We start from the raw sequence: 26,903 nt of genomic DNA, 5'->3' as shown, positions 1-26,903 counted from the left end.
ATTAAGGGAGGGAGTCAGTGTGGATCATTTTGTTTCGATAAAAGATCTTACAGACTATGAGCTAATGCACCTAATTAAGCTTAGCGACAAAATGGATAATAACGGTGATGCACCTTTTAAAGAGCAACTTTTTGCGGGGAATTTGTTTTTTGAACCAAGTACACGAACGAAAATGAGTTTTCTTGTTGCTGAAAGAAAGTTGGGCATAGAGGTGCTCGATTTCCATAATGAGACTTCCAGTACAAAAAAGGGAGAAAGTGTGTATGATACAGCTAAAACATTTGAATCAATTGGTGCTTCCTTTTTAGTTATACGTCACCCTGTAAACAATATGGCACAACAATTAGCTGAACAAATCAATATTCCAATTATTAACGCAGGAGATGGAACTGGTGAACATCCGACCCAATGCTTACTTGATTTGTATACCATTTATCAAGAATTTCAAGAATTTCAAGGATTGAATATTGCAATAGCAGGCGATATTAAACATAGTCGTGTAGCTCGTTCTAATGCATATGCATTACAAACACTTGGCGCAAATGTGTTTCTATCTTGCAAAAAAGAATGGCAAGATAAGAGTCTTGATTTCACCTATATGGAACTAGATCAAGCAGTAAAAACATGTGATGTCATTATGCTATTACGTGTGCAAGAAGAAAGGCATAAGCAACATGACCGCCTTAATAAAACAAGTTATTTATCTCAATACGGTTTAACAAAAGAAAGAGCTAATAATATGTTAAATCATGCCATCATCATGCATCCTGCACCAGTAAATAGAGGAGTAGAAATTGATAGCGAACTAGTCGAATGCAAGCAATCACGTATTTTTAAACAAATGGAAAATGGTGTAAAAGCAAGGATGGCTGTTATTTATCACTTATTTCAATCAAGGGGGATTAGTTATGGGAATTATAATCAAAAATGTCAACCGAGTATTGTTCAATAATGAACTACAATTGTGTCAAATACGGATTTCAAATGGTGTAATATCTGAAATTGGTCAAAAAGTAAGGCAAAGTAATGAAGACGTGATTATTGATGGAAAAGAACATATCATTTCTCCTGGGTTTATTGATGTACATGTTCATTTACGTGAACCAGGTGGAGAGGCAAAAGAAACAATTGAAACAGGAACAAATGCGGCAGCTAAAGGTGGTTATACAACGATCTGTGCGATGCCAAATACGAACCCAGTTCCTGATAATAAAAAGACTTTAGAAGCGATATACGAGCGAATGAATCAAACAGCAAAAGTAAACGTATTACCTTATGCATCCATTACAAAAGGTTTAAAAGGTGAAGAGCTTTCTAATATGAAGGAATTAAAAGATGCAGGAGCATTTGCATTTACAGATGACGGGGTTGGTATACAAACAGCTGACCAAATGCTTCAAGCGATGGAGGACGCAGCATCTTTAGATTTGGCTCTGGTTGCACATTGTGAAGACAATTCATTGATACATAGTGGCGTAATGCACGAAGGGGTAACTAGTAAACGAATGCATCTTAAAGGAATACCTTCTGTTTGTGAATCAGTACAGATTGCTAGAGATGTGTTATTAGCAGAAGCAACTGGTTGTCATTATCATGTTTGCCATGTTAGTACAAAAGAATCTGTTCGAGTAATACGTGATGCCAAACGTGCGGGTATTCGTGTGACTGCAGAAGTGACACCACATCATCTATTGTTAAATGAGTCTGATATTAAAGAATCGAATTCAAATTATAAAATGAACCCCCCGCTTCGTACTAAAGCAGACCAGCAGGCACTGTTGACGGGACTACTTGATGGCACAATTGATTTCATTGCGACCGACCATGCTCCACATACAGAGGAAGAAAAGGGGAGAGGAATGAAAGAGGCACCGTTTGGTATCGTTGGTTTAGAGACAGCATTCTCGCTTTTGTATACACATTTTGTACAAACCAATATTGTGACTTTAAGGCAGTTGCTTGATTGGCTATCCTTCAAACCTGCACAAGTTTTTGGAATGGAAGTGGGAAGCTTGAAGATTGGAGCTAAAGCTAATCTTACTTTACTAGATATAACAAAAGAGTGGCATATTGATAAAACTACTTTTCTATCAAAAGGGAGAAATACACCATTTGATAAATGGAAAGTAACGGGTAAACCTGTGTTAACCATTGTCGAAGGTGAAATCGTTTTTGAGGAGGATTACTATGTATAAGCGTCAATTAATTCTTGAAGATGGTACTATTTTTACGGGAAAAGCGTTCGGTAGTTTAGAAGAAAGTGTCGGTGAAGTTGTTTTTAATACTGGGATGACTGGCTACCAAGAGATACTCTCAGATCCTTCTTACTGTGGTCAAATTGTCACTATGACTTATCCGTTAATAGGAAATTATGGGATCAATAGAGAAGACTTTGAAACGATTACCCCTTCTATTTATGGATTTGTAGTAAAAGAGTCTTGTCAACAACCATCTAATTTCAGAAGCGAAGAATCACTAGATCGTTTTTTGAAAGCAAAAGGTATTCCTGCTATTTCAAACATAGACACAAGAAAGTTAACGAAAATCATTCGGAAATATGGCACAATGAAAGGGATTTTGACAGAAGCTTATCTAGAGTTTTTTGATAAAGGTTATGAAAATAGATTAAAAGATACAAAATTAATGCACAATCAAGTGAGTAATGTTTCAACAGTAAAACCATATGTTGTTCCAGGTAGAGGAAAACGCATTGTTTTAATTGATTTTGGTATGAAACATGGTATTTTAAGAGAATTAACGAAAAGGAACTGTCATGTTACTGTTGTTCCTTACCATTATAGTGCAGAAGAAATTCTTCGATTAAAGCCAGACGGAATTGTTTTAACAAATGGTCCTGGTGATCCAAAAGATGTACCAGAAGCAATTGAAATGATTGCTACAGTGATAAATGATATACCTATCTTTGGTATTTGCTTAGGGCATCAACTATTAGCATTGGCGTGTGGTGCGGACACAGAAAAAATGGTGTTTGGACACCGAGGTTCAAATCATCCGGTCAAAGATTTAACTTCTGGAAAAACATATATTACCTCTCAAAATCACGGTTATGCAGTAACTGTAGATTCACTAGCAAAAACAGATTTATCTTTAACACAGGTTGCATTGAATGACGAAACAGTAGAAGGGATTTCTCATAAGAAATACCCTGCATTTTCGGTGCAATATCATCCTGAAAGTTCACCAGGCCCAGAAGACACTAGTTATTTGTTTGATCAGTTTTTAACTGAAATTGATACGTATAAATTAACGGTAAAGGAGTCGATCACATGCCAAAACGTACAGATATAAAGAAAATACTTGTTATTGGATCAGGGCCAATTATTATTGGTCAAGCTGCTGAATTTGATTATTCAGGCACACAAGCTTGTCAAGCGTTAAAAGAAGAAGGATACACAGTTATTCTTGCTAACTCTAATCCTGCAACAATTATGACAGATGCTACTGTAGCAGATACCGTATATATGGAACCGTTGACTGTTGACTTTTTAGCGAAAATTATTCGTAAAGAGAAACCAGATGCCATACTACCAACACTAGGAGGACAAACAGGTCTTAACTTAGCTGTTGAACTTGAAGAAAAGGGAATTCTAGCAGCACATAACACAGCATTACTTGGTACGTCATTAGAAGCTATCCAACTAGCAGAAGACCGCGAGAAGTTCCGAAATCTAATGCATCAATTAAATGAACCTGTTCCAGAAAGTCAAATCGTAACAAGCGTGGAGCAAGCTGTTCAGTTTGCAAGTGAAATTGGCTTTCCGTTAATTGTTAGACCTGCTTATACGTTAGGCGGAACTGGTGGAGGTATGTGTTACAACCTAGAAGAACTAAAATCGATCACTCGAAATGGCTTAGCATTGTCACCTGTAAATCAATGTTTGATTGAACGAAATATTGCTGGTTTTAAAGAAATAGAATACGAAGTGATGCGAGATAAAAATGATCAAGCAATTGTTGTTTGTAATATGGAAAATATTGATCCAGTAGGTGTACATACAGGTGATTCTATCGTAGTTGCTCCTTCACAAACATTAAGTGATAGAGAGTATCAACTCTTGCGCAATGCATCTTTAAAAATTATTCGAGCTCTAGAAATCCAAGGTGGATGTAATGTTCAATTAGCGCTAGATCCAAATAGCTTTGATTATTACATTATCGAAGTTAATCCAAGAGTTAGTCGTTCATCTGCGCTTGCTTCTAAAGCTACTGGTTACCCAATTGCAAAAATAGCAGCAAAAATAGCCATTGGTTTAACACTAGATGAAATAAAAAACCCAATTACAAAAACAACCTTTGCAGCGTTTGAACCAGCTTTAGATTACGTAGTAACAAAGTTTCCTAGATTTCCGTTTGATAAGTTTACTACAGGAAACAGAACACTAGGTACACAGATGAAAGCTACAGGTGAAGTAATGGCAATTGGCAGAACTTTTGAAGAATCTTTCCTGAAAGCCATTCGTTCCCTTGATATTAGTGAAGAAGACTTTAATCTACCTTATCTAACGGATAAATCGACCGATCAGTTATTAGAAAAATTACTGCAAATAGATGACGAACGTGTGTATGTTATTGCTGAACTTATGCGACGTGACGTGTCGGTAGAGAAAATTCATAGCTTAACAAAAATTGATTATTATTTTTTATGGAAATTGAACAATATTATTTCCATCGAAAGGAAATTAACTAAAGCTCCACATTCTATAGAAATTTTGAGAGAAGCGAAAGAAATAGGATTCTCAGATGAACAGATTGCTAGAATGTGGAAGGCGGAGATAGACGGAATTTATCAACAACGTATCAATGAAAAGATCTTACCTGTATACAAAATGGTAGATACTTGTGCCGCCGAATTTGAGTCTGCTACACCATATTACTATAGTACGTATGAAGATGAACAAGAGTCCATTATTTCTAATCGTAAAAAAGTATTGGTACTAGGTTCAGGGCCAATCAGAATAGGACAGGGTATTGAATTTGATTATGCAACTGTTCATTCTGTATTAGCATTAAAAGAGGCAGGATATGAAGCAATTATTTTAAATAATAATCCAGAAACAGTATCGACCGATTTTAGTGTATCCGATAAACTCTATTTTGAACCGTTAACATTAGAAGATGTCATGCATGTAGTAGAATTAGAGAAACCACTTGGTGTTATTGTGCAATTTGGTGGACAAACAGCTATTAATCTAGCAGAAGGATTAGAACGCAGAGGGGTAACTATTTTAGGGTCTGCACTAGAAGCAATTGATGTTGCGGAGGATCGAGATAAGTTTGAGCAAATGCTATCACGTATCAATGTACCTCAACCCAAAGGGAAAAGTGTAAAGCAGCTAGATCAAGCGAAAGAAGCTGCAAACGAGATTGGTTATCCAGTGTTAGTAAGACCTTCTTATGTTATCGGTGGAAGCCAAATGGAGATTGTTTATAATGATCAGGAGCTTTTTGCTTACTTAGATAAAAATACAAAAATGAAACATAAGCATCCAGTACTTATAGATAAATATTTAACTGGAATTGAAGTAGAGGTTGATGCGATTAGTGATGGAGAGACGACGGTGATTCCTGGAATAATGGAACACATCGAACGAGCTGGCGTTCATTCTGGAGATTCCATCGCTGTATATCCATCACAACGTCTTAAACAAGAAATTAAGCAAGAAATTATTGATATAACGATAAAAATTGCCAAAGAACTGCATGTAAAAGGATTAATTAATATTCAATTTGTTGTGCATCATGATGCCGTTTATGTGCTAGAGGTAAATCCTCGTGCAAGTAGAACAATTCCGTTTCTTAGTAAAATAACAGGCGTTACTATGGCTAGAATAGCAACAAAATGTATTATGGGTAAATCATTAAAGGAGATGGGCTATCAAGATGGTTTGCTAGACGAACCAGAACATGTTTCGGTAAAAGTACCTGTATTCTCTTTTAATAAATTAAGAAGTGTGGATATAACTTTGGGCCCTGAAATGAAATCGACTGGTGAAGCAATTGGAAGAGATAAAACTTTAGAAAAAGCACTTTACAAAGGGTTAATCGCATCTGGATTAAATATTCCAATGGAAGGATCAGTATTATTGACTGTTGCAGATAAAGATAAAGAAGAGGCAGCTGAAATAGCAAAAAGATTTCATCAACTAGGTTTTCAATTGTTCGCAACAGAGGGGACAGCAACTTATCTATCGGACAATCAATTACCAGTGACTACCGTTGGTAAGATAGGAACAGAAGAAAAAAATGTACTGTCTATTATCGAGAATGGAGAAGTACAATTTGTAATTAATACACTCAATTCTGGTAAGCGTCCTAGATCCGATGGATTTCGTATTCGTCGAGAAGCGGTGGAGCACGGAATTGCATGTTTAACTAGCTTAGATACAGCTACTGCAATTTTAAATGTAATTGATTCAACGACATTTTCTGCACAGCCAGCAGTGATGAATCAAGAGGTGATCAGATGATTAGAAAAGCTAATCTGACCATTATTGATAATGAAAAAATAGCTGAATCAACATTTTTACTCCATGTTTTAAGTGAAGAATCAACATTAGACATTAAGCCTGGCCAATTTATTCATATAAAAATTGGCCAGGATCACACACATGTGTTGCGTCGACCTATTTCTATAGCTGATGTGGATCATGCCAATAAAATAATAAAAATTATTTTTAAAACGGTAGGTGAAGGTACCAGTTATTTAAGTCAGCAAAAAGTGGGCGAAAAAATCGACGCATTATTACCTTGTGGATCATCTTATCCAATTGATAATCTAACAATGAATCGTGCATTGTTAATTGGAGGAGGAATCGGTGTACCACCGCTTTACTACTTAGCAAAACAATTAGTGAATAAAGGGGTATCGGTTACGTCAATTTTAGGATTCCAAACTGCTTCTCATGTTTTCTTTGAGCAAGAATTTAAAGCATTAGGAGAGGTTTGTGTTGCAACAAATGATGGAAGTTATGGTCATGGTGGATTTGTAACAGATGTGTATCAAGCGATAAAACCAAGTTTTGATTATTATTTTTCTTGTGGGCCAACGCCAATGCTAAAGGGGATAACAAGAGACTTAAAAGAACATAAAGGTTATATCTCTTTGGAAGAGAGAATGGGGTGTGGTGTAGGTGCATGTTTTGCTTGTGTCATTCCGAGTTCAGATGGTGGTTATAAGAAAATTTGTCAACAAGGTCCAGTATTCAATGCAAATGAGGTGATTTTAGCATGAACCTATCCGTTTCTTTACCTGGACTAACGTTAAAAAATCCAATTATGCCTGCTTCTGGCTGTTTTGGATTTGGAGCAGAATATAGTAACTTTTATGATTTGAATCAATTAGGTGCAATCATTATCAAAGCAGCAACAGCTGAAGCTAGATATGGAAATTCGACTCCACGTGTTGCGGAAACTACTGCTGGAATGTTAAATGCGATTGGGCTCCAAAATCCGGGCGTAGCTAATATTATAGCTAATGAATTATCAGAATTACAAGCATATGATACGCCAATTATAGCTAACGTTGCAGGTAGTACAATTGAGGAATATGAAATGGTAGCCAAAGCTTTCAGAAATACAGAGCAGGTCGCAGCCCTTGAGTTAAACATTTCGTGTCCAAATGTGAAAGAGGGTGGTGTGCAATTCGGTACAGATCCTTACCTAGCCTCAGAAGTAACTAAAAGAGTGAAAGCGCAAAGTGATGTTCCTTTATATGTAAAGTTGTCGCCAAATGTAACAAATATTGTAGAAATAGCCGATACTGTAGCAAAAGCTGGTGCAGATGGGTTATCAATGATTAATACATTAACAGGGATGAGAATAGACCTTCAAACAAGAAAACCCATCTTAGCAAATAAAATTGGAGGTTTATCTGGTCCTGCTATTAAACCGGTTGCCATTCGAATGATTTACCAAGTGAAGCAAGCGATAGATATACCGATTATTGGTATGGGTGGTATCACTTGCGCTGAAGATGTATTAGAGTTTTTATTAGCTGGAGCAAACGCTGTTGCAGTAGGAACGGCTAATTTTGAAAATCCATTTATTTGTCCGGAAATTATTACGGCTTTACCTGAAGTACTTAATAAATACGGTTTTTCTTCTGTAGAAGATGCAATTGGGAAGGGGCATATCGATGAATCAACCAATATACTTAGCTCTTGATTTTCCGACTTGGGAACAAACAAGTCATTTTTTACAAAAAAATAATTTAGAAGGTATTCCAGTTAAAGTAGGAATGGAATTATTTTATCGTGAAGGTATAGATGTAATAAAAAAATTACAAGAAAAAAACCATTCTATCTTTCTAGACTTGAAATTACATGACATACCGACAACAATCTATAAATCGATGCGTAATTTAGCAAAGTTAGGAGTCAATTTTGTAAATGTGCATGGATTTGGTGGAGCGGATATGATTAAAGCGGCTAAACAAGGATTAGTTGAAGGCACACCGAGTGATAAAAATCAAGCTAAGTTATTAGTAGTTACGATATTGACATCGATGAATCAAAACATGCTATCTAGTCAATTAGGAATTGCATATCCTTTAGCTGATATGGCCATGCATTTTTCGAAAATGGGGAAAGATCAAGGTGCTGATGGTGTTGTTTGTTCTGCACATGAAGCTGCTAAAATTAAAAATGTGTGTGGAGATGGTTTTTTAACTGTAACGCCAGGAATACGCTTAAAAGATACAAGTAGTAATGATCAACAACGAATTGCAACGCCTGAATTAGCTAAACAAAATGGGGCAGATTATTTAGTTATCGGTAGAAGTATTACTGAATCGGATAACCCGAAACAAAGGTATGAACAAGCATTGAAGGAGTGGGACAATGTCAATAAATAAACAGTTAGCAAACGACTTGTATCAAATAAAAGCAGTTCAAATTAAACCGGATCGTTCATTTACGTGGACATCTGGAATAAAGTCTCCGATATATTGTGATAATCGATTAACGTTATCTTACCCTGACATTCGAAACCGAATTGCAGCTGCTTTTGTTAAGGAAGTAAAGCAATTAGAAGAACAGCCTGATTGTATTGCGGGTTGTGCAACCGCTGGAATTCCTCATGCTGCATGGTTAGCTGATAAGTTAAATTTACCAATGGCTTATGTTCGATCGAAGCCAAAAGGACATGGAAAAGGAAATCAAATCGAAGGGAAAGTAATGAAAGGACAAAAAGTCGTTGTCATCGAAGATCTCATTTCAACAGGTGGATCTGCAATTGAAACAGCTGAAGTATTACGCCAAGATGGAATAGAAGTATTAGCTGTTCTTGCTATTTTCACTTATGGACTGCCTCAGACGATGAGATCTTTTGAGCAACACGACCTTTTATTGCGTACGTTAACTAATTTTGATACGTTAATTACACTTTTGTCAGATGAAGGTACGATTACTGCTGAAGAATATCAAAGTTTAATTGATTGGAGAAATGGTTTAAAACCCCAGTCAGGTAGATAGCTGATTACTATTATTTGAATTCCCTAAAACATAACTCACGATCGAACGCTTATATACATTGATAATAGCGTTTAAATAAACTTTTTTACATTATTATATTTAAATTCCGTTACCCGTTTCATTCGGCTTTTCTGCCGTGAACTTACGATTCAATATATTTTCAAATATGCTGAATAGGATCTATGAGACATAAAAGCTCTCCTTAGTATAGAAACACATTTTTTAAAAAGATTTGTCTACTCTAAGGAGAGTACATCATTATTTAGCTTTGTTTTAGTTTTATTTTATATAAGGTATTAATTTATACAAACAAAAACATTTTTGGATGGAGTTAATGTGAATGATTTGATTTTCTTAAGTTTTCTATAAATGTTTCGTCAGGGGTTACAAATAATGTCTTTTGATTATCATAAGTAACATAACCAGGTTTCGCTCCACTTGGTTTTTTTACATGACGTATTTCAGTATAATCAACCGGTACAGAAGAAGAAGATTTTGCTTTACTAAATAGAGCTGCTAATTGACACGCTTCAGCTAGCGTTTCTTCAGATGGTGTATTTCCACGAATAACGACATGCGAACCGGGAATATCCTTTGTGTGAAGCCAGATATCAGTTCTCGATGCTAATCGAGTAGTAAGATATTCGTTTTGTTTATTATTTCTACCAACATAGATGGGTGTACCATCACTGGAGATGAATTTCTCAGGTTCAGGTTTTTTAGGCCTATTGTTCTTCTTACGAGTTTTAGATCGCTTTCTAACATATCCTTGTTCTTTTAGTTCATCACGTATTTCTTCAATATCTTGCTCCCTTGCAGCTTCAATTTGTTGAATAATTTCTTCTAGATATAAAATTTCTTGATTAGCCTTTTGAATTTCAATTTCTACCTTTATTTTTGATGTTTTTAATTTTTGATACGTTTTAAAATAAACTTGTGTATTTTGACTAGGTGTTTTGTTTGGGTCTAGCGGAATGGTGATTTCTTTTTGCTCAGGATCATAGTAATTTAATACAGTTGCTTGGTCATCGCCAGTTGAAATAGTGTGCATGTGAGCCGTTAATAACTCACCATATCGTTGATAATCATCTGCTTTTTCAGCTTTCTTGAGCGTCTGTTTTTGTTTTTTTATTTTTCGCTTATTTTTATCTATTTCATTTTTCAATAAGCGTAGTAAATCACCGGCTTGTTGCTTGACCCTATCACGCTCTGCTTTGCCAGAATAGAAAGCATCAAGCATACTACTTGTACTAGTAAATACATTTCTTTCCGTCGTGATGTGCGTTAAAGGTAATACATAGAAATCTTCTTTTTTACTTTGATAGATACAAGGCTCATAAACATTTTCGCCTATACTTGTCATTAATTGATTAAAGGCTGTTTCATAAGCAGTGAAAGATCCTAACTTAGCAAGATGAACAATTTCTTTGGCTAATAAAGGAGAAACCCCCATGAAAGCTTGGACAATTTGTTGATCGATTTTTCCTGCATTAAGGTCTAGTTTTTTACGAAATGCATCCGCTTCAGCTTTCAATGGATTTACTTTCCCTTGATTAGGTGGCAAAATGTAAGGTTGGCCAGGTAAAACGGTTCGATGCCTGCTCTGAGAAGGAGATACATGCTTAATACTATCTAGCACATGTCCCTTTTCTTGATCGATCAGTATGATGTTACTATGCTTTCCCATGATCTCTATAACTAACGTCTTTCTAGTTTCGTCACCAATTTCATTTTTTCCTTTAAAAGAAAAGTACACAACACGTTCATTTTCATACTGTTCGATTGCTTCAATAAATCCACCGACTAAATGTTTACGAAGAAGCATACAAAACATTGGTGGCTCTGTTGGATTTTGGTAAGCATCTTCTGTTAAGTGGAATCGTGCATAACTAGGATGTGCGGATAGCAGTAAAGATTTGTTTGTTCCTTGTGCACGTATAGTCAAAAGTAATTCTGTCTTGGTTGGTTGGTATATTTTAAGTACTCGGCCTGTTACTAAATTTTCTTGTAATTCATTTGTTATTGCACGTGTTACAACACCATCGAATGTCACTTTCATCACCTCATGTTCATATTATACATTTTTTATTCCTTTTCTGCATAGATTTGATTAGGAGCGAATGTAATGGAGGAATGTGAAGTGAAATGGTATCAATTAGGTGAGCGTGAATTAATGGACAAGCTTTCGACCAACCGAATGAAAGGGATAACGAATGAGGTAGCCGCAGCTCGGTTAAAGAAATTTGGCTTAAATCAACTAAATCAGCGACAACGTTCTTCGCTTCTTTTTTTATTTTTGAAGCAATTTCAAGACTTTATGGTGTTAGTGTTATTGGCTGCAACTTTATTGTCAGGTTTATTAGGAGAATATGTAGATGCAATTGCAATTATCGTTATTGTATTAATGAATAGTATATTAGGTTTTTTTCAAGAGCAAAAAGCGGAGAAATCATTGGCGAAATTGAAAGAATTATCTGCCCCGGTTGCACATGTGTTAAGGGGGGGGGAATGGCTGACTATTCCTTCTACAGATATAGTAGTTGGAGATATCGTTAAATTATCAAGTGGTGATAGAATTGTTGCTGATATGCGGATAATCAAAGAGAAAAGCTTAGAAATCGAGGAGTCCGCATTGACTGGTGAATCTGTTCCAGTAAATAAAACGTCTAATAAAATCTCTCAAGATAATATTGAATTTGCTGACCAACACAATATGGCTTACATGGGTACTCTAGTGACGAAAGGAACTGGACTAGCGGTTGTTGTCGCTACTGGTATGCAAACGGTCATGGGACAAATTGCAGATCTACTAGTACAAACGAAAGCCCAACCAACGCCATTAGAAAGACGATTAGAGAATTTAGGGAAAATATTAATTGTGATTGCTTTGCTTTTGACAGTGATGGTAGTAGGGGTTGGTATTTGGCAAGGTCATCCATTATATGACATGTTTCTTTCGGGGATATCTTTAGCGGTTGCTGCAATTCCAGAAGGATTACCGGCGATAGTTACTGTTGCACTTTCATTAGGTGTGCAACGAATGATCAAAAAGAAGGCGATTGTTCGAAGGTTATCTGCAGTTGAAACGTTAGGGAATACAACTGTTATTTGTTCAGATAAGACAGGCACATTAACAGAGAATAAAATGACGGTGAAACAATTGTATGTTAATCATCAGTTAATAGATGTTACTGGAGATGGTCATGAGTTAAAGGGAAGCTTTTATGTTAATCAACAAAAAACACAAGATAGATTAATAAAAGAAGCCTTGTTGTATGGTATGCTATGCAGTCACGCATCAATAAAAAAACAAAACAATAAATGGTTAATGGATGGTGATCCTACTGAAATCGCATTATTAGTAGCGGCATATAAAGCTGACCTAAATGAACAATCGCTTGAATCGTACAAAAATATAGATGAAATTGCGTTTGATTCAGATCGAAAGCGAATGACGGTCATTGTCGAAGATAGTTTGAATCGACGATTTGCAATTACTAAAGGAGCACCAGATGTTCTATTACCTCGATCGAATTATATCCTTGATGACAAGGGGAAAAGACCAATTACAAGTAAAGACAACAACAACATAAATCAACAGGTTGATCATATGGCTGCTAGTGCATTGCGAACAATTGCGATATGTATTAAACCACTTTCAACAGAAACCACGTTTGATAATCATTCGATTGAAAATAATTTAACTTTCGTTGGTCTAGCAGGTATTATCGATCCGCCAAGAAAAGAAGTGAAACAAGCGATCAAGGCATGTAAGGATGCTGGTATAAAAACAGTAATGATTACAGGGGATCATGCCAAGACTGCAACCGCTATTGCCAAGCAACTAAATCTAATTACACGAGAAGATGCTGTTTTAACTGGGTATCAATTAAATCAAATGTCTGATCAATCCTTATCCGAGAAAATTGATGACATTCACGTATTTGCACGTGTGACGCCTACTCATAAATTGCGTATTGTTCAAGCGTTACAACAAAAAGGACATATTGTAGCGATGACTGGTGATGGTGTCAATGATGCACCGGCATTGAAAGCTAGTGATATTGGTATTAGTATGGGGATTGCTGGTACTGATGTAGCTAAAGAAGCATCATCATTAGTGCTGTTAGACGATAATTTTATTACTATCGAAGCAGCAATTAAAGAAGGAAGAAATATTTATGAAAACATCCGTAAGTTTATCCGTTATTTATTAGCGTCCAATGTAGGTGAAATATTAGTAATGCTCTTTGCGATTATGTTATCCTATCCTTTACCTCTAATACCTGTCCAAATCTTATGGGTTAACTTAGTCACCGATGGATTACCGGCGATGGCATTAGGTTTAGATCAACCAGAACAGAATGTAATGAAAATGCCGCCTCGACCAGTGAAAGAAGGTGTTTTCTCTAGAGGCTTAGGTGTTAAAATTATTACAAGAGGTTTAATGATAGGGTTAGTTACTTTGTTTGCTTTTATAACCGCTTATCAGAATGATCCGACCCACTTAACATATGCAAGAACGATCGCATTTACGACATTAGTAATGGCGCAATTAATTCACGTGTTTGACTGTCGGAGTGAACGTTCTGTTTTTGCTAGAAACCCATTGCAGAATCTATATTTAATCGCAGCGGTGATATCTTCCATTCTTTTATTATTACTCGTTATTTATTATCCTCCGCTACAAATAATTTTTGAAACACTGCCAATTCGTTCAAATGATTGGATTTATGTAGTAAGTATGGCTGCAATACCAACTGTATTATTCGGTTTTATCCCATCAAAAAAATAGTGAATAGGAAAGTAGACGGGATTGTCCTATCTACTTTCTTTTTATTTTGTTAAAATAAAGGGATAGCAAAGTGAGTAAGAAAAATCCTTTTATAATGGATGTGATGAAATGACAAAAAGTATGACAGGTTTTGGGGAAACCTCTTTAACTACAAACGAAAAAGTGATTGCTGTAGAAATAAAAACAGTTAACCATCGATTTCTCGATATTTCTATTCACGCTCCGACTAATCTTTATCGTTTTGAGCATGATATAAAAAAAATAATCCAAAAAAATTTAAAAAGAGGAAGAATAGATTGCACAATAACTCTCGAAAATAAAGAGAAAAATCAATCAGGTTATTCGATAAACTGGGATCTATTGGCATCTCATATGGATGCTATTCAAGCTATTCAAGCAAGATACAATATTTCTGTAGGAGAAGCAGTGTCTTTATTATCTGAGATACCAGATATTGTTTCCATGCAAAAAAATTCTTTAGATAAAAATCTGATAAATCATATCCTTGAAACGGTTCAAATTACTTGTGATAAAGTAATTAACATGCGAATAGAAGAAGGTCAGTTAATTGCTGAAGATGTGATGAATCGTTTAGAAATAGTGAAGAAGACAATAAATCAGTTGGGTGATCGAAGGGAAACTGTTATAATGGATTATCGGGATAGAATTTTAGATAGAATTTTCACTCTAAGCAACAATCAAATGGAAAACTCCACACAAATTGACCAAGAGGTAGCTTTATTAGCGGAAAAGGGTGATATCACGGAAGAAATCACTCGATTACATAGTCATGTAAAACAATTTTATAAAACAGTGCGTGAAGAACAAATGATTGGAAAGAAGTTATCGTTTATTTTACAAGAAATGCAGCGCGAAGTGAACACAATCGGATCAAAATCAAATGATACGCTAATCAGTCGTTGGGTAGTAACCTTAAAAACTGAAATGGAAAAAATAAAAGAACAAATTCAAAATATTGAATAATGATTTTCATCTGATTCAAGTTTGTACTATAATAAAAAAGATTACAAACGAAAATAATTTATTTTACTTAAGGAACATATCTTGATATATTATGATTTTTATTTAGAGGAGGAACAAGATTGAGCATAAAGTTGATTAATATTGGCTTTGGTAACGTTGTGTCAGCTAATCGAATTATTTCGATTGTATCACCGGAATCCGCGCCAATAAAACGTATTATTACGGTAGCAAGAGAGAATAATAAACTAGTAGATGCTACATATGGACGTAGAACAAGAGCTGTAATCATAAGTGATAGTGATCATGTCATTCTTTCTGCTGTCCAACCTGAAACGGTAGGGCAACGTGTGTTGAGTCATGAAGAAATAACTGAAGAATAAGATGAACACGCAGATATCAATTATTGTGTTTGAAAAACAGGAGGATCTATTTTGATTGAAGAAAAGGGTATTTTATTTGTATTATCAGGCCCCTCTGGTGTAGGAAAGGGGACAGTTCGTAAGGCGCTATTTGACAAAGCTACAGATTTGCAATATTCAATCTCTATGACAACGAGAAACAAAAGGGTAGGGGAGACGGAAGCTGTTGATTATTTTTATCGCTCAAGAGAAGAATTTGAACAAATGATTCAAGACAACCAGTTACTTGAGTATGCAGAATATGTCGGGAATTATTATGGAACCCCTCGTAAATATGTAAAAGAAACGTTAGAATCCGGAAAAGATGTGTTTTTAGAAATTGAAGTACAAGGTGCATTACAAGTGAAAAAGAATTTTCCGGAAGGTGTTTTCATATTCTTGTCACCGCCCAATCTAGAGGAATTAAAAAATCGAATTGTCAATCGTGGTACAGAAAGTGAAGATCTTGTAGCTAATCGCTTACGTGCAGCTAAACAAGAAATAAAAATGATGGATGCATATGACTATGTTGTCGTTAATGATCAAATCAATAAAGCGGTTGAGAAAGTTCAAGCAATTGTAAAAAGTGAGCATTGCAAACGTGAACGTGTGGCAAATCAATACAAAAAAGTGTTGGAGGTAGAAGAAAAATGATGTTAGAGCCATCTATTGATAAATTACAAACAATAATTAATTCGAAATATACTTTGGTATCCTTAGCTGCAAAGCGAGCACGTCAAATCCAAGAAGTGAAAAGGTACCAAATTGAACATCCTTTGTCTGCAAAAAATGTAGGCATCGCACTAGAAGAGATTGAAGCGAAAAAGCTTACTTATATTCCTGCAGATGTTAAAGAAAGAAGATGACCACTTTCTTTTTCATTGTTCCCTCGTTTACCTTATGTAGACGAGGGTTTCTTCTATAACATGAAATAGTCAGTCTTAACTTAATAAAGAGGTGATAAATATGTTAAACGGTTTGCGTGTTGTATTAGGTGTGTCAGGTGGTATTGCTGCATATAAGGCATGCGCGCTAACAAGTAAATTAGTGCAACAAGGTGCAGAAGTAAAAGTGATTATGACACAAAGTGCACAAGAATTCGTTACTCCTTTAACCTTTCAAGCTATTGCTAGAAATCCAGTATATACAGATACATTTGATGAGAAAGATCCAAGTAAAATAGCACATATAGACTTAGCTGATTGGGCTGATATATTCATTATTGCTCCGGCAACAGCTAATATCATTGGAAAGATTGCTAATGGCATCGCGGATGACATGCTATCTACTACTATATTAGCTACGGAAGCAGATGTATATATTGCACCTGCTATGAATGTTCATATGTATGCCCACCCCGCAGTAAAAAGAAATATGAAAACAATAGAAGAATGGGGTTATCGATTTATTGAACCAGGTGAAGGGTATTTAGCTTGTGGTTACGTTGGCAAGGGTAGGTTAGAAGAACCAGAAACAATTGTTGATGTTATAAAAAAAGACCAAGATAAGAAGCAATTACTGGCAGGGAAAAGGATGCTAATATCTGCTGGACCAACGCAGGAAAAAATCGATCCTGTTCGTTTCTTTACGAACCATTCATCTGGTAAAATGGGATTTGCATTAGCAGAAGTGGCAGCTAAATGGGGGGCTAAAGTGACGTTAGTTGCTGGTCCAGTTTCTCTTAAAACACCAGCTAATGTTAAAAGAATAGATGTTTCAACAGCAGAAGAAATGTATCAGGCAATCCACACACATTTTGATCAAAGTGACATTGTTATTAAAGCCGCTGCTGTAGCTGATTATCGTCCAAAAGTTACTTATGAGGATAAAATGAAGAAAAAAGATGGAGATTTAACTATTGAGTTCGAACGTACAAAAGATATTTTAAAAGAGCTAGGCCAAAGGAAAATGCATCAATTTTTAGTCGGTTTTGCTGCAGAAACGAATCATCCGCTATCATTTGGCGAGAAAAAACTAAAAAGCAAACAGTTAGATGCGATTATTATAAATAATATAAAAACACCAGGTATTGGGTTTCAATCAGATACAAATGAGGTTATTTATTTACATCAATCTGGTGAAACCAATCACTTTAGTCTAGCGACAAAACAAGAAATAGCAAAACAAATTTTAATGCAAATAAATAAAGATATAAAGGTTGATTAGTGGTGAATGTTGCAAAAGTTGTTGTCGATGTGCCAGTCGCGCAAACCAATCGTATATTTGATTATAAAATACCGACACATATGGCAAAGTCTGTTTTTCCTGGTATGCGTGTAATTGTTCCATTTGGTCCAAGAAAAATCATGGGTTATGTACTTGAAGTGACCGATCATTCTGAAGTAGAAAAAATAAAGCCAATCGATGATTTGATGGATATTACACCAATACTAACGTCGGAGTTATTACAATTAGGGAAATGGTTAGCGGATTACACATTGAGTTTTTACATTTCAACGTTTCAAGCAATGCTACCTCAAGCATTAAAAGCATCGTACGAAAAAGAAATACATCGTTTAAGTGATACGTTGCCTCATAGCTTAGAGACTTTTTTTTGTGGGAGAGATTATATTACCTACCAATCATTTATTGATGAAGGAGGTTCATATTATAGTTTACAGCAAGCAATTCAAGCTGGTGAAATAGAAGTTATTTACCATGTTCACTCGAAAGAAACAACGAAAAAACAAACAATGATTTACTCACAAGTAGAGCCACTACAATTAGAAGAAGCAATTGCAAACCTACCTAAACAAGCCAAGAAGAAGAGGGCGATTTTACAATTCTTCCAAGAAAACAGAGAACCTATTAAGAAAAAGCAATTGTATATGAAGTTAAATACAACGCATGCTACGGTAAAACAATTAATAGATGACGGTTTATTAAAAGAAAAAAAAATAGAAATTTATCGTGATCCTTATCAAAACAAAGAGGAAGAAAGATCAAGACCTCTACCTTTAATGAATCAACAAAAACAAGCGATGGCTCCGATCTGTGAAGCGTTAGATTATAGTCAGCATCACGTCTTTTTATTACAAGGGGTGACTGGTAGTGGTAAAACAGAAGTTTATTTACAAGCTATTCAACATGCGATGAAGAAAAATAAAGAAGCAATTGTGTTAGTTCCGGAAATATCATTGACTCCACAGATGGTTCAGCGGTTTAAAGCGAGGTTTGGTGCAAAAGTTGCGGTAATGCATAGCGCATTATCGAAAGGCGAACGATATGATGAATGGCGAAAAATACATCGAAAAGAAGTCCAAGTTGTAGTGGGAGCCCGTTCAGCTATATTTGCTCCATTTGAAAATTTAGGTCTATTAATTATTGATGAAGAACATGAAACAAGCTACAAACAAGAAGAGCACCCTAGGTATCATGCGCGAGATGTAGCTATTCATCGGGCGAAATATCATAACTGCCCAGTTGTATTAGGCAGTGCAACTCCTTCACTTGAATCGTTTGCACGTGCTAAAAAAGGAATTTATCAGTTGTTATCCATGCCGCAACGAATGAATGAAGCAGAAATGCCAACTGTTCAATTAGTAGATATGCGTGATGAACTTCATGCAGGAAATCGAACGATGTTTTCAAGACAATTAAAACAAGCAATGGAAGAACGAATGAAAAGAAAAGAGCAAATGGTTTTATTTTTGAACCGACGCGGTTATTCTACTTTTGTGATGTGTAGAGATTGTGGTCACGTAAATAATTGTCCGCATTGTGATATTGCATTAACCTACCATCGCAACAATCAAAGTTTGAAATGCCATTATTGTAATTATGAGGAAAAAAAACCTAGTAATTGTCCGAAATGTGATAGTGATACGATTCGTTATTTTGGAACCGGAACACAGAAAGTAGAAGAAGCATTGCAAGAAATGATACCTGAGGCCAACATTATTCGAATGGATGTAGATACAACAAGAAGGAAAGGGTCGCACGAAAAATTATTAAACAAATTTAGTAATCATCAAGCTGATATATTATTAGGAACACAAATGATTGCAAAAGGTTTGGATTTTGCGAATGTAACTTTAGTTGGAGTGTTAGCTGCGGATAGCATGTTACATATACCTGATTTTCGTGCCTCTGAAAAAACGTTTCAATTACTAACACAAGTAAGTGGTAGAGCTGGAAGGCATCAATTACCAGGGGAAGTTATTGTTCAAACATACACACCAGAACACTATAGCATTGAGCTTGCCGCTATGTATGATTATGATTCTTTTTTTAAAAAAGAAATGTTAATAAGAAAGACATATCAATATCCACCTTATTACTACTTAACGTTAATTACTGTCTCGCATCCAAATCAATTAAAAGTGATGGAGATTACGAAAACAATTAGTTTATTATTAAGAAAACACTTATCTGATCAAGCCCGTATACTTGGACCAACTCCTTCTCCAATTGCTAAGATAAAAGATAGATATCGTTATCAATGCATGATAAAATACAAAAATGAACCGAATCAACGCAATATATTAAAAAAAATATTAGCCTATTTTGAAGGCGATATGAGAAAAGATGATTTATTTATTCAAATCGACCTTCAACCGTATCAATTAATGTAGGAGTGAACTTTATAATGAAAAAAATTGTATTTATGGGAACGCCAGATTTCGCAGTTCCAGTTTTACAGCAATTAATTAAAGATCAATACGAAGTCGTTCTTGTGGTCACACAACCAGATCGACCAAAAGGAAGAAAGCGTGTCTTAACACCACCTCCAGTGAAGATAGAAGCTGAAAAGCATCATATCCCTATTTACCAACCAGAAAAAGTAAAAGATACATATGAAGAAATATTGGCTTATAATCCGGATTTAATTGTAACAGCCGCCTTTGGACAAATTTTACCAAAGGCCCTATTAGAAGCACCAACTGATGGATGTATCAATGTGCATGCTTCATTATTACCAGAGCTACGTGGTGGTGCACCGATCCATTACGCGCTTTTACAAGGAAAAAAAGAAACAGGTATTACTATTATGTATATGGTAGAAAAACTAGATGCTGGAGCAATTATATCTCAAGCCAGTATACTAATAGAATCAACAGACCATGTCGGTACGTTACACGATAAATTGGCTAGTGTGGGGGCAGCATTGCTACATGAAACGTTACCTAAAATATTTAGTGGGGACATTAATCCGATAGAACAAGATGATCAACAAGCGACATATGCACCTAATATTACTCGTGAACAAGAAAAAATTGATTGGAGTCAGTCAAGTGCTTCCGTTTATAATCACATTCGTGGACTGCATCCGTGGCCAGTCGCGAGTACTACTTTGAACGGAGAAAATATGAAAATTTGGTGGGGAGAATTAGTGGATAAACAGATAGATGCACATCCAGGTGAAATTGTAGACTTAAATGCTAATGGTATGCTCGTTTGCTGTGGTGATAAACGGTCTATCAAAATAAAACAAGTGCAACCTGCAGGGAAAAAGCAAATGACAGTGGAAGATTTTCTAAGAGGGAAAGGAAAAAATCTGCAAATAGGGGATAGACTAGGAGAGTAATATGACAAAATTTAAATTGCGTTCCAGTGCATTAGACATTTTACTTAGAATTGATAAAGGTGGAGCATATAGTCATTTATTAATCGATCAAATGATAAAGTCTAATCGTGTATCAGAGAAGGACCATGGTTTATTAACAGAAATTGTTTATGGGTCAATACAAAGAAAGTTAACACTAGCCTATTTTGTCAAACACTTTGTAAAGAATAATGCGAAGCTGGATGCTTGGGTGAAATGGTTATTGTACCTCTCTTTTTATCAAATGCATTACTTGGATAGAGTACCTGATCATGCAGTTATCCATGAAGCTGTAGGTATCGCAAAAGACCGTGGGCATAAAGGTATTGCTTCTTTTGTAAATGGTGTATTACGTCAAGCACAAAGAACAGGTTTCCCTAATTTTGAAAACATATCAAGTGGTGTAGAAAAGTTAAGTATCATTACTAGTCACCCGAAATGGATGGTAAATCGTTGGGTTGAACAATATGGTTATGATAAAGCAGCTGCAATGTGTGAGGAGAACCTAATAACAAAACAATTTTCCGTGCGTGTTCAGCCACTCAAAATAACTCGAGAGCAAGCGTTGTATCAGCTGCAACAGGAAGGTTACGAGGTTGCGCCATCTATGTTTTCGAATCAAGGAATTATTGTAAAAGGAAATGTATTAAAAAGCTCTCTATTTCAAACGCATGCATTAACTATCCAAGATCAAAGTTCAATGCTTGTAGCAGAAATGATGGACTTAAACGATAACATGACTGTTTTAGATGCTTGTAGTGCACCTGGGGGGAAGGCAACTCATATTGGTGAGAAATTAAACAACACCGGTCAAATTTTTTCCTATGATTTACATGAAAAGAAAGCAAAACTTGTAGATAAAAAAGCGAAAGAGTTAGGTTTAACAAATATTACTACAAAAAGTGCTGATTCACGTAAATTAGCTAATCTCCATAACGAAAATACGTTTGATCGCATACTAATTGATGCGCCTTGTTCTGGTTTAGGTGTAATAAGAGGCAAGCCTGACATTAAGTATCAAAAGACGGAAAAAGATATTGCTAATTTAGCTGCAATACAAAAAGAATTATTAGAAAATATTTCCCCTTTAGTTAAAAAAGATGGTAAAATTCTATATAGTACTTGTACGGTAGATCGAGAAGAAAATGAACAAGTGGTACGCGCATTTTTAAAAGATAATCCAGATTATCAAGTAGACCCAATGTTTTTTAAATCATTACCAAATGTAATTCAAGATTCGTATGGTATATCAGATGTTGGATTGCAAATTTTCCCTGATGACTTTCACACAGATGGTTTTTTTCTAACTAGATTGTGTTTGAAATAGTATAATTAATATAATAGAAGCAAAATGGATGTATGAGGTGAATGGAATGCATTATTTTTTAACAAACCGAGGCAAAGTCCGACCGCATAACGAAGATAATGGTGGGGTCTTTCAAAATAAGTCACACCAATATTTATCTGTAGTAGCTGATGGTATGGGAGGACATAAAGCAGGCGATGTAGCGAGCCGACTTGTTGTTGAACACTTACAAGAGGAATGGAGGCGCTCTGAAAAATTCCATGACAAGCTTTCTGCCGGAAATTGGTTAAAATCTGCCATTGAAACGGCAAATACAACTGTCTATCAAAAAGCACAAGAAAATGAAACGTGTTATGGAATGGGTACCACTGTAGTAGCTGTCATTTATGGAGAGGATTTTATTAGTGTGGCGCATATTGGTGATAGCAGATGTTATTTATTAACATCTGGTGTGCTTTCCCAAGTTACTGAAGATCATTCACTAGTTAATGAGCTTGTTCGTTCCGGCCAAATATCAAAAGAAGATGCGGAAGTTCACCCGAGAAAAAATGTGATAACAAAGGCATTGGGAACCGAAAAGTATATTCAACCAGATATTATTACTAAGCCATGGCAACCTGAAAATAAATTATTACTTTGTTCAGATGGTTTATCTAATAAGATTGATAACAGTGAATTGTTATCCTTTTTAACTGATGATAAACCGTTAGAAGATAAAGCAAAAACATTAGTAGAAGTGGCAAATGAACGTGGTGGAGAGGATAACATCACTTTGGTTTTATCTGATTATTGTGCGGAAAAAGCAGGTGATTCGTCTTGTTAGAAGGTCACTTGTTAAATGAACGTTACAACGTCATAAAAATGATAGGTGGAGGCGGCATGGCCAACGTATATTTAGGTCATGATACGATATTAGATCGTGATGTAGCGATTAAAGTACTCCGCTTAGAATATGCAAATGATGAAGAATTTATTACTCGTTTTCACCGAGAAGCTCAATCTGCAACGAGTTTATCTCATCCAAATATTGTGAATATTTATGACGTTGGAGAAGAAGATAATATTTATTATATGGTAATGGAGCATGTTGAAGGTGTAACATTAAAAAAATATATCCAATTATATGGGCCTATTCCTGTTCAGGAATCGATTGAAATTATGAAGCAATTAACAGCAGCTATTGAACATGCCCATGAAAATAATATCGTTCATAGAGATATTAAACCGCAAAACATACTAATTAATGACTATGGTCAAGCGAAAATTACTGATTTTGGTATTGCGTTGGCTTTAAGTGCAACATCTTTAACACAAACAAATTCTGTCTTAGGCTCTGTGCACTATTTATCGCCAGAACAGGCAAGAGGTGGAGTAGCCACAAATAAGTCAGATATTTATTCATTAGGAATTGTTTTTTTTGAAATGCTTACCGGTCATATACCTTTCTCAGGGCAATCAGCTGTATCGATAGCGCTAAAACATTTACAAACAAATACACCATCGGTGAGGCGATGGAATGCAGAAATTCCTCAAAGTATAGAGAATGTCGTATTAAAGGCAACTACTAAAGATCCATTTTATCGATATGAAACAGTGCGAGGATTAGAAGAAGATTTGGTCTCTGCATTAAACCCAAGTCGATTAAATGAAGCACCGTATGTTTCACCAGAAGAAGAAGGAGAAGCAACGAAAGCTATCCCTGTTATTGATGATCAAACGTATGCGTCTCATACGAAAAATCAAGATACACTTATTCATGCAAAGTCAAATACTGTTCCAGTAGGTAAAAAAAATAGTTCTAAAGGTGATAAATCAAAGAAAAAGAACAAGAAATCAAAAAAGAAATTAATGATTTGGATGATTGCTTCATTTTTCATTCTTATTGCATCAGGGTTATTCGCATTATTTGTTTTACCCAATTGGTTACAGCCAGATGATGTAACTGTCCCAGATGTAACAGAAGAAACATTTGCCGATGCAGAACAAACCTTATCAGATCTCGGGTTAAAGGTAGTAAAGGAAGAAACTTATTCCGATCAAATTGCAGAGGACCATGTTATTCGAACAAATCCTAGTGCGGAAACAAAAACAAAAGAAGGAAAAGAAATAATTGTTTATGTTAGTTTAGGAGAAGAAAAGGAAGAATTTGCAGATTACGAAGGTAGAGACTACAATCAAGTAAAAAAAATTCTACTAGAAAAAGGCTATAAAGATGTGGAATATATAGAAGTTCACTCTGATAAACCTGCCGGGCAAATTGTTACACAAGTAGCACCTCAAGTGAATACGGAAGTGATTCCTTCTGAAACAATTGTGCAATTTGAGATTAGTAAAGGGAAGAATACGGTAGAATTAGTTAATTTAAAAGGAATGAGTGAATCAGAAGCAAAAGACTATCTATCGAACAATAATCTGTCTTATGATACATCCGAGCAATATTCCGAAAGTGTGAAAAAAGGAGCAGTTATTTCTCATTCTCCAAAAGCAGGTGCTCAATTAGAGGAAGAAGAAACGGTGCATTTAATTATTTCTCTTGGTCAAAAAGAAAAACCACCAATCACACATAATGTATCTTTTACTGTACCTTACACAGGTAAAACTGTTGGACAAGGTGAATCAGAGAACAATAAGCAATCACCTCAATATGTACGTATATATATTGGAGATATGAACAATGAGTTAACATCGCTACATGAGACACAAACAATTTATGAAGATACCGACTTTTCCATTCGGTTAACTATTGCCCCTGGGGAAGTGGCTACTTATAAAGTAGAGCGTGATGACGAGGTTATTTTACAAAAAACAATCACTTATGATGAAGTGGAAGGAGACTAAGTACATGCCTGATGGAAAAATCATGAAGGCACTTAGTGGTTTTTACTATGTGAAAACAGAGCGGGGTCTATATCAATGCAGGGGAAGAGGGCTTTTTCGAAAAAAAAAATTAACCCCGTTAGTCGGGGATAATGTCAATTTTGATATACAAGAGGATAACGAAGGGTATATTACCGCAATAAAAGAACGTCGAAATGAATTAAAAAGACCTGCAGTTGCCAATATTGACCAAGCCATTATTGTAGTGTCTGCCAAGGAGCCTGATTTTAGCACACTACTATTAGATCGTTTCTTAGTTCTTGTTGAGGCAAATGATATTCGGCCAATTATTTTTATTTCAAAAATAGATAAACTGATCGATACGGAGCTTGCAGAGATTCAATCCTACCAATCGATCTATCAGAAAATCGGTTATCAAGTTGAATTAATATCAGCTCAAGAAAATAAAGAATACGATCAATTAAGTAACTATTTTGCAAATAAAATTTCGGTCATAGCTGGACAATCTGGTGTTGGAAAATCTTCATTGCTAAATCGTTTGAATCCTACGCTAGAAATTGATACAAATGAGATTTCAACTAGCTTAGGAAGAGGAAAACATACAACCAGACATGTGGAGTTAGTAGAGATATACAACGGACTAGTTGCTGATACACCAGGATTTAGTTCATTAGAATTTGATACGCTTGATCTCCAATCATTACCCGTATGTTTTCCTGAAATAACAAAAAGGCAACATGATTGTAAATTTCGTGGTTGCATGCACGTAAATGAACCCAAATGCGCAGTTAAGCAAGCTGTTGATGTGAATGAAATTGCTTTGTTTAGGTATGAACATTACCTTCAATTTTATCAAGAAATCCAAAGCAGAAAGCCGAGGTATTAGACAATGACAAAAATTGCACCATCTATTTTATCAGCTGATTTTTCACAACTAAAAAAAGAAATTATGGAGGTTGAACAGGCAGGTGCGGATTATATTCATGTGGATGTGATGGATGGCCACTTCGTACCTAATATTACGATTGGACCATTAATAGTTGAAGCGATTCGTCCAATTACAAATTTGCCTTTAGATGTACACTTAATGATTGATAATCCAGATCAATACATTGATGCATTTGCATCAGCGGGTGCTGACATCATCACTGTTCATGTTGAAGCTTGTACTCACTTACATCGTACGATTCACGCGATTAAGGAAAAAGGAGTAAAAGCGGGTGTTGTTATAAATCCAGCAACACCAGCCAATGCTCTATATCCTATTTTAAAAGATGTAGATCTTGTTTTGTTTATGACCGTAAACCCTGGCTTTGGTGGTCAAAAATTTATCGCAAATGTCGTTGAAAAAATTAAACAAGTAAATGAATGGCGTCAAGCGTTTGCTCCACACGTTGAATTTGAAGTCGATGGTGGTATAAATGAACAAACTGCAAAACAGTGCACAGATGCAGGTGTAGACGTATTAGTAGCTGGAAGTGCTATTTTTGGTAAAGAGGATAGAAAAGAAGCAATTAAAGTGATACGTCAAGCTGCTGAATAATGA

General features: G+C 35.6%; 22 protein-coding genes. 21 read left to right on the top strand and 1 reads right to left on the bottom strand.

The genetic code is table 11. The features are described from left to right. Nucleotides 1–19 precede the first annotated feature (19 nt). Genes ACH6CY_RS01610 through pyrE form a run of 8 tightly spaced genes read left to right on the top strand, consistent with a single transcriptional unit; the run spans nt 20 to nt 9,491 of the window. Entirely contained in the window at nt 20–952 is a 933-nt protein-coding gene (locus ACH6CY_RS01610) for an aspartate carbamoyltransferase catalytic subunit (protein ID WP_374065457.1), read from the top strand. Next, the gene (locus ACH6CY_RS01605) at nt 909–2,195 is read left to right on the top strand and encodes a dihydroorotase (protein ID WP_374065456.1); all 1,287 of its coding nucleotides are present in this window, start codon (nt 909–911) and stop codon (nt 2,193–2,195) included. The genes ACH6CY_RS01610 and ACH6CY_RS01605 overlap by 44 nt, the downstream gene beginning before the upstream one ends. Continuing rightward, a complete protein-coding gene (locus tag ACH6CY_RS01600; RefSeq protein ID WP_374065455.1) occupies nt 2,188–3,309 on the top strand; it encodes a carbamoyl phosphate synthase small subunit in 1,122 nt (373 codons plus the stop codon). The genes ACH6CY_RS01605 and ACH6CY_RS01600 overlap by 8 nt, the downstream gene beginning before the upstream one ends. Beyond that, entirely contained in the window at nt 3,288–6,488 is a 3,201-nt protein-coding gene (gene carB / locus ACH6CY_RS01595) for a carbamoyl-phosphate synthase large subunit (protein ID WP_374065454.1), read from the top strand. The genes ACH6CY_RS01600 and carB overlap by 22 nt, the downstream gene beginning before the upstream one ends. Further along, complete coding sequence (locus tag ACH6CY_RS01590; RefSeq protein ID WP_374065453.1) at nt 6,485–7,252, top strand: dihydroorotate dehydrogenase electron transfer subunit; 768 nt, start codon at nt 6,485–6,487, stop codon at nt 7,250–7,252. Before carB ends, ACH6CY_RS01590 begins: the two co-directional genes overlap by 4 nt. Continuing rightward, complete coding sequence (locus ACH6CY_RS01585; RefSeq protein ID WP_374065452.1) at nt 7,249–8,184, top strand: dihydroorotate dehydrogenase; 936 nt, start codon at nt 7,249–7,251, stop codon at nt 8,182–8,184. The genes ACH6CY_RS01590 and ACH6CY_RS01585 overlap by 4 nt, the downstream gene beginning before the upstream one ends. Continuing rightward, nucleotides 8,156–8,872, top strand: a complete 717-nt coding sequence (gene pyrF, locus ACH6CY_RS01580; protein ID WP_374065451.1) for an orotidine-5'-phosphate decarboxylase — start codon at nt 8,156–8,158, stop codon at nt 8,870–8,872. The genes ACH6CY_RS01585 and pyrF overlap by 29 nt, the downstream gene beginning before the upstream one ends. Then, complete coding sequence (pyrE, locus tag ACH6CY_RS01575; RefSeq protein WP_374065450.1) at nt 8,859–9,491, top strand: orotate phosphoribosyltransferase; 633 nt, start codon at nt 8,859–8,861, stop codon at nt 9,489–9,491. Before pyrF ends, pyrE begins: the two co-directional genes overlap by 14 nt. 331 nt (nt 9,492–9,822) lie before the next feature. On the opposite strand, the gene ACH6CY_RS01570 is transcribed toward pyrE, so the two are convergent. Further along, nucleotides 9,823–11,544: an Rqc2 family fibronectin-binding protein gene (locus ACH6CY_RS01570; protein WP_374065501.1), complete on the bottom strand. Its 1,722-nt coding sequence runs from the start codon at nt 11,542–11,544 to the stop codon at nt 9,823–9,825. 87 nt (nt 11,545–11,631) lie between these two features. On the opposite strand from ACH6CY_RS01570, the gene ACH6CY_RS01565 reads away from it, so the two are divergent. The 13 genes from ACH6CY_RS01565 (at nt 11,632) to rpe (ending at nt 26,900) form a co-directional block, all read left to right on the top strand. Continuing rightward, the gene (locus tag ACH6CY_RS01565; RefSeq protein ID WP_374065500.1) at nt 11,632–14,286 is read left to right on the top strand and encodes a cation-translocating P-type ATPase; all 2,655 of its coding nucleotides are present in this window, start codon (nt 11,632–11,634) and stop codon (nt 14,284–14,286) included. Nucleotides 14,287–14,394: 108 nt separating this feature from the next. Then, entirely contained in the window at nt 14,395–15,270 is an 876-nt protein-coding gene (locus ACH6CY_RS01560; RefSeq protein ID WP_374065449.1) for a YicC/YloC family endoribonuclease, read from the top strand. Between the two features lie 119 nt (nt 15,271–15,389). Further along, on the top strand, nt 15,390–15,650 hold the full coding sequence (gene remA / locus ACH6CY_RS01555; protein ID WP_374065448.1) for an extracellular matrix/biofilm regulator RemA: 261 nt from the start codon (nt 15,390–15,392) through the stop codon (nt 15,648–15,650). A 51-nt stretch (nt 15,651–15,701) separates the two neighbouring features. After that, on the top strand, nt 15,702–16,322 hold the full coding sequence (gene gmk / locus ACH6CY_RS01550) for a guanylate kinase (protein WP_374065447.1): 621 nt from the start codon (nt 15,702–15,704) through the stop codon (nt 16,320–16,322). Further along, entirely contained in the window at nt 16,322–16,534 is a 213-nt protein-coding gene (rpoZ, locus tag ACH6CY_RS01545) for a DNA-directed RNA polymerase subunit omega (RefSeq protein ID WP_374065499.1), read from the top strand. Before gmk ends, rpoZ begins: the two co-directional genes overlap by 1 nt. A gap of 100 nt (nt 16,535–16,634) precedes the next feature. Beyond that, nucleotides 16,635–17,834 carry a bifunctional phosphopantothenoylcysteine decarboxylase/phosphopantothenate--cysteine ligase CoaBC gene (gene coaBC, locus ACH6CY_RS01540; RefSeq protein ID WP_374065446.1) on the top strand — a complete coding sequence of 400 codons (1,200 nt, stop codon included), beginning with the start codon at nt 16,635–16,637 and terminating at the stop codon, nt 17,832–17,834. A gap of 2 nt (nt 17,835–17,836) precedes the next feature. After that, the gene (priA, locus tag ACH6CY_RS01535; protein WP_374065445.1) at nt 17,837–20,242 is read left to right on the top strand and encodes a primosomal protein N'; all 2,406 of its coding nucleotides are present in this window, start codon (nt 17,837–17,839) and stop codon (nt 20,240–20,242) included. A gap of 14 nt (nt 20,243–20,256) precedes the next feature. After that, on the top strand, nt 20,257–21,195 hold the full coding sequence (fmt, locus tag ACH6CY_RS01530) for a methionyl-tRNA formyltransferase (RefSeq protein WP_374065444.1): 939 nt from the start codon (nt 20,257–20,259) through the stop codon (nt 21,193–21,195). 1 nt (nt 21,196) lies between these two features. Next, on the top strand, nt 21,197–22,540 hold the full coding sequence (gene rsmB / locus ACH6CY_RS01525; protein WP_374065443.1) for a 16S rRNA (cytosine(967)-C(5))-methyltransferase RsmB: 1,344 nt from the start codon (nt 21,197–21,199) through the stop codon (nt 22,538–22,540). 46 nt (nt 22,541–22,586) lie between these two features. Next, nucleotides 22,587–23,342, top strand: a complete 756-nt coding sequence (locus ACH6CY_RS01520) for a Stp1/IreP family PP2C-type Ser/Thr phosphatase (RefSeq protein WP_374065442.1) — start codon at nt 22,587–22,589, stop codon at nt 23,340–23,342. Then, nucleotides 23,336–25,357, top strand: coding sequence for a Stk1 family PASTA domain-containing Ser/Thr kinase (gene pknB, locus ACH6CY_RS01515; RefSeq protein WP_374065441.1), 2,022 nt, complete (start codon nt 23,336–23,338; stop codon nt 25,355–25,357). The genes ACH6CY_RS01520 and pknB overlap by 7 nt, the downstream gene beginning before the upstream one ends. A gap of 4 nt (nt 25,358–25,361) precedes the next feature. Continuing rightward, nucleotides 25,362–26,243, top strand: a complete 882-nt coding sequence (gene rsgA, locus ACH6CY_RS01510) for a ribosome small subunit-dependent GTPase A (RefSeq protein ID WP_374065440.1) — start codon at nt 25,362–25,364, stop codon at nt 26,241–26,243. A 3-nt stretch (nt 26,244–26,246) separates the two neighbouring features. Next, entirely contained in the window at nt 26,247–26,900 is a 654-nt protein-coding gene (gene rpe / locus ACH6CY_RS01505) for a ribulose-phosphate 3-epimerase (RefSeq protein ID WP_374065439.1), read from the top strand. The last annotated feature ends 3 nt before the right edge of the window (nt 26,901–26,903 follow it).

Source organism: Paraliobacillus sp. JSM ZJ581, assembly GCF_044383835.1.
Taxonomy (GTDB): domain Bacteria; phylum Bacillota; class Bacilli; order Bacillales; family Amphibacillaceae; genus Paraliobacillus.
The sequence above is the reverse complement of the archived record's forward strand: the minus strand, read 5'-3'. Positions and strand labels throughout refer to the sequence as shown.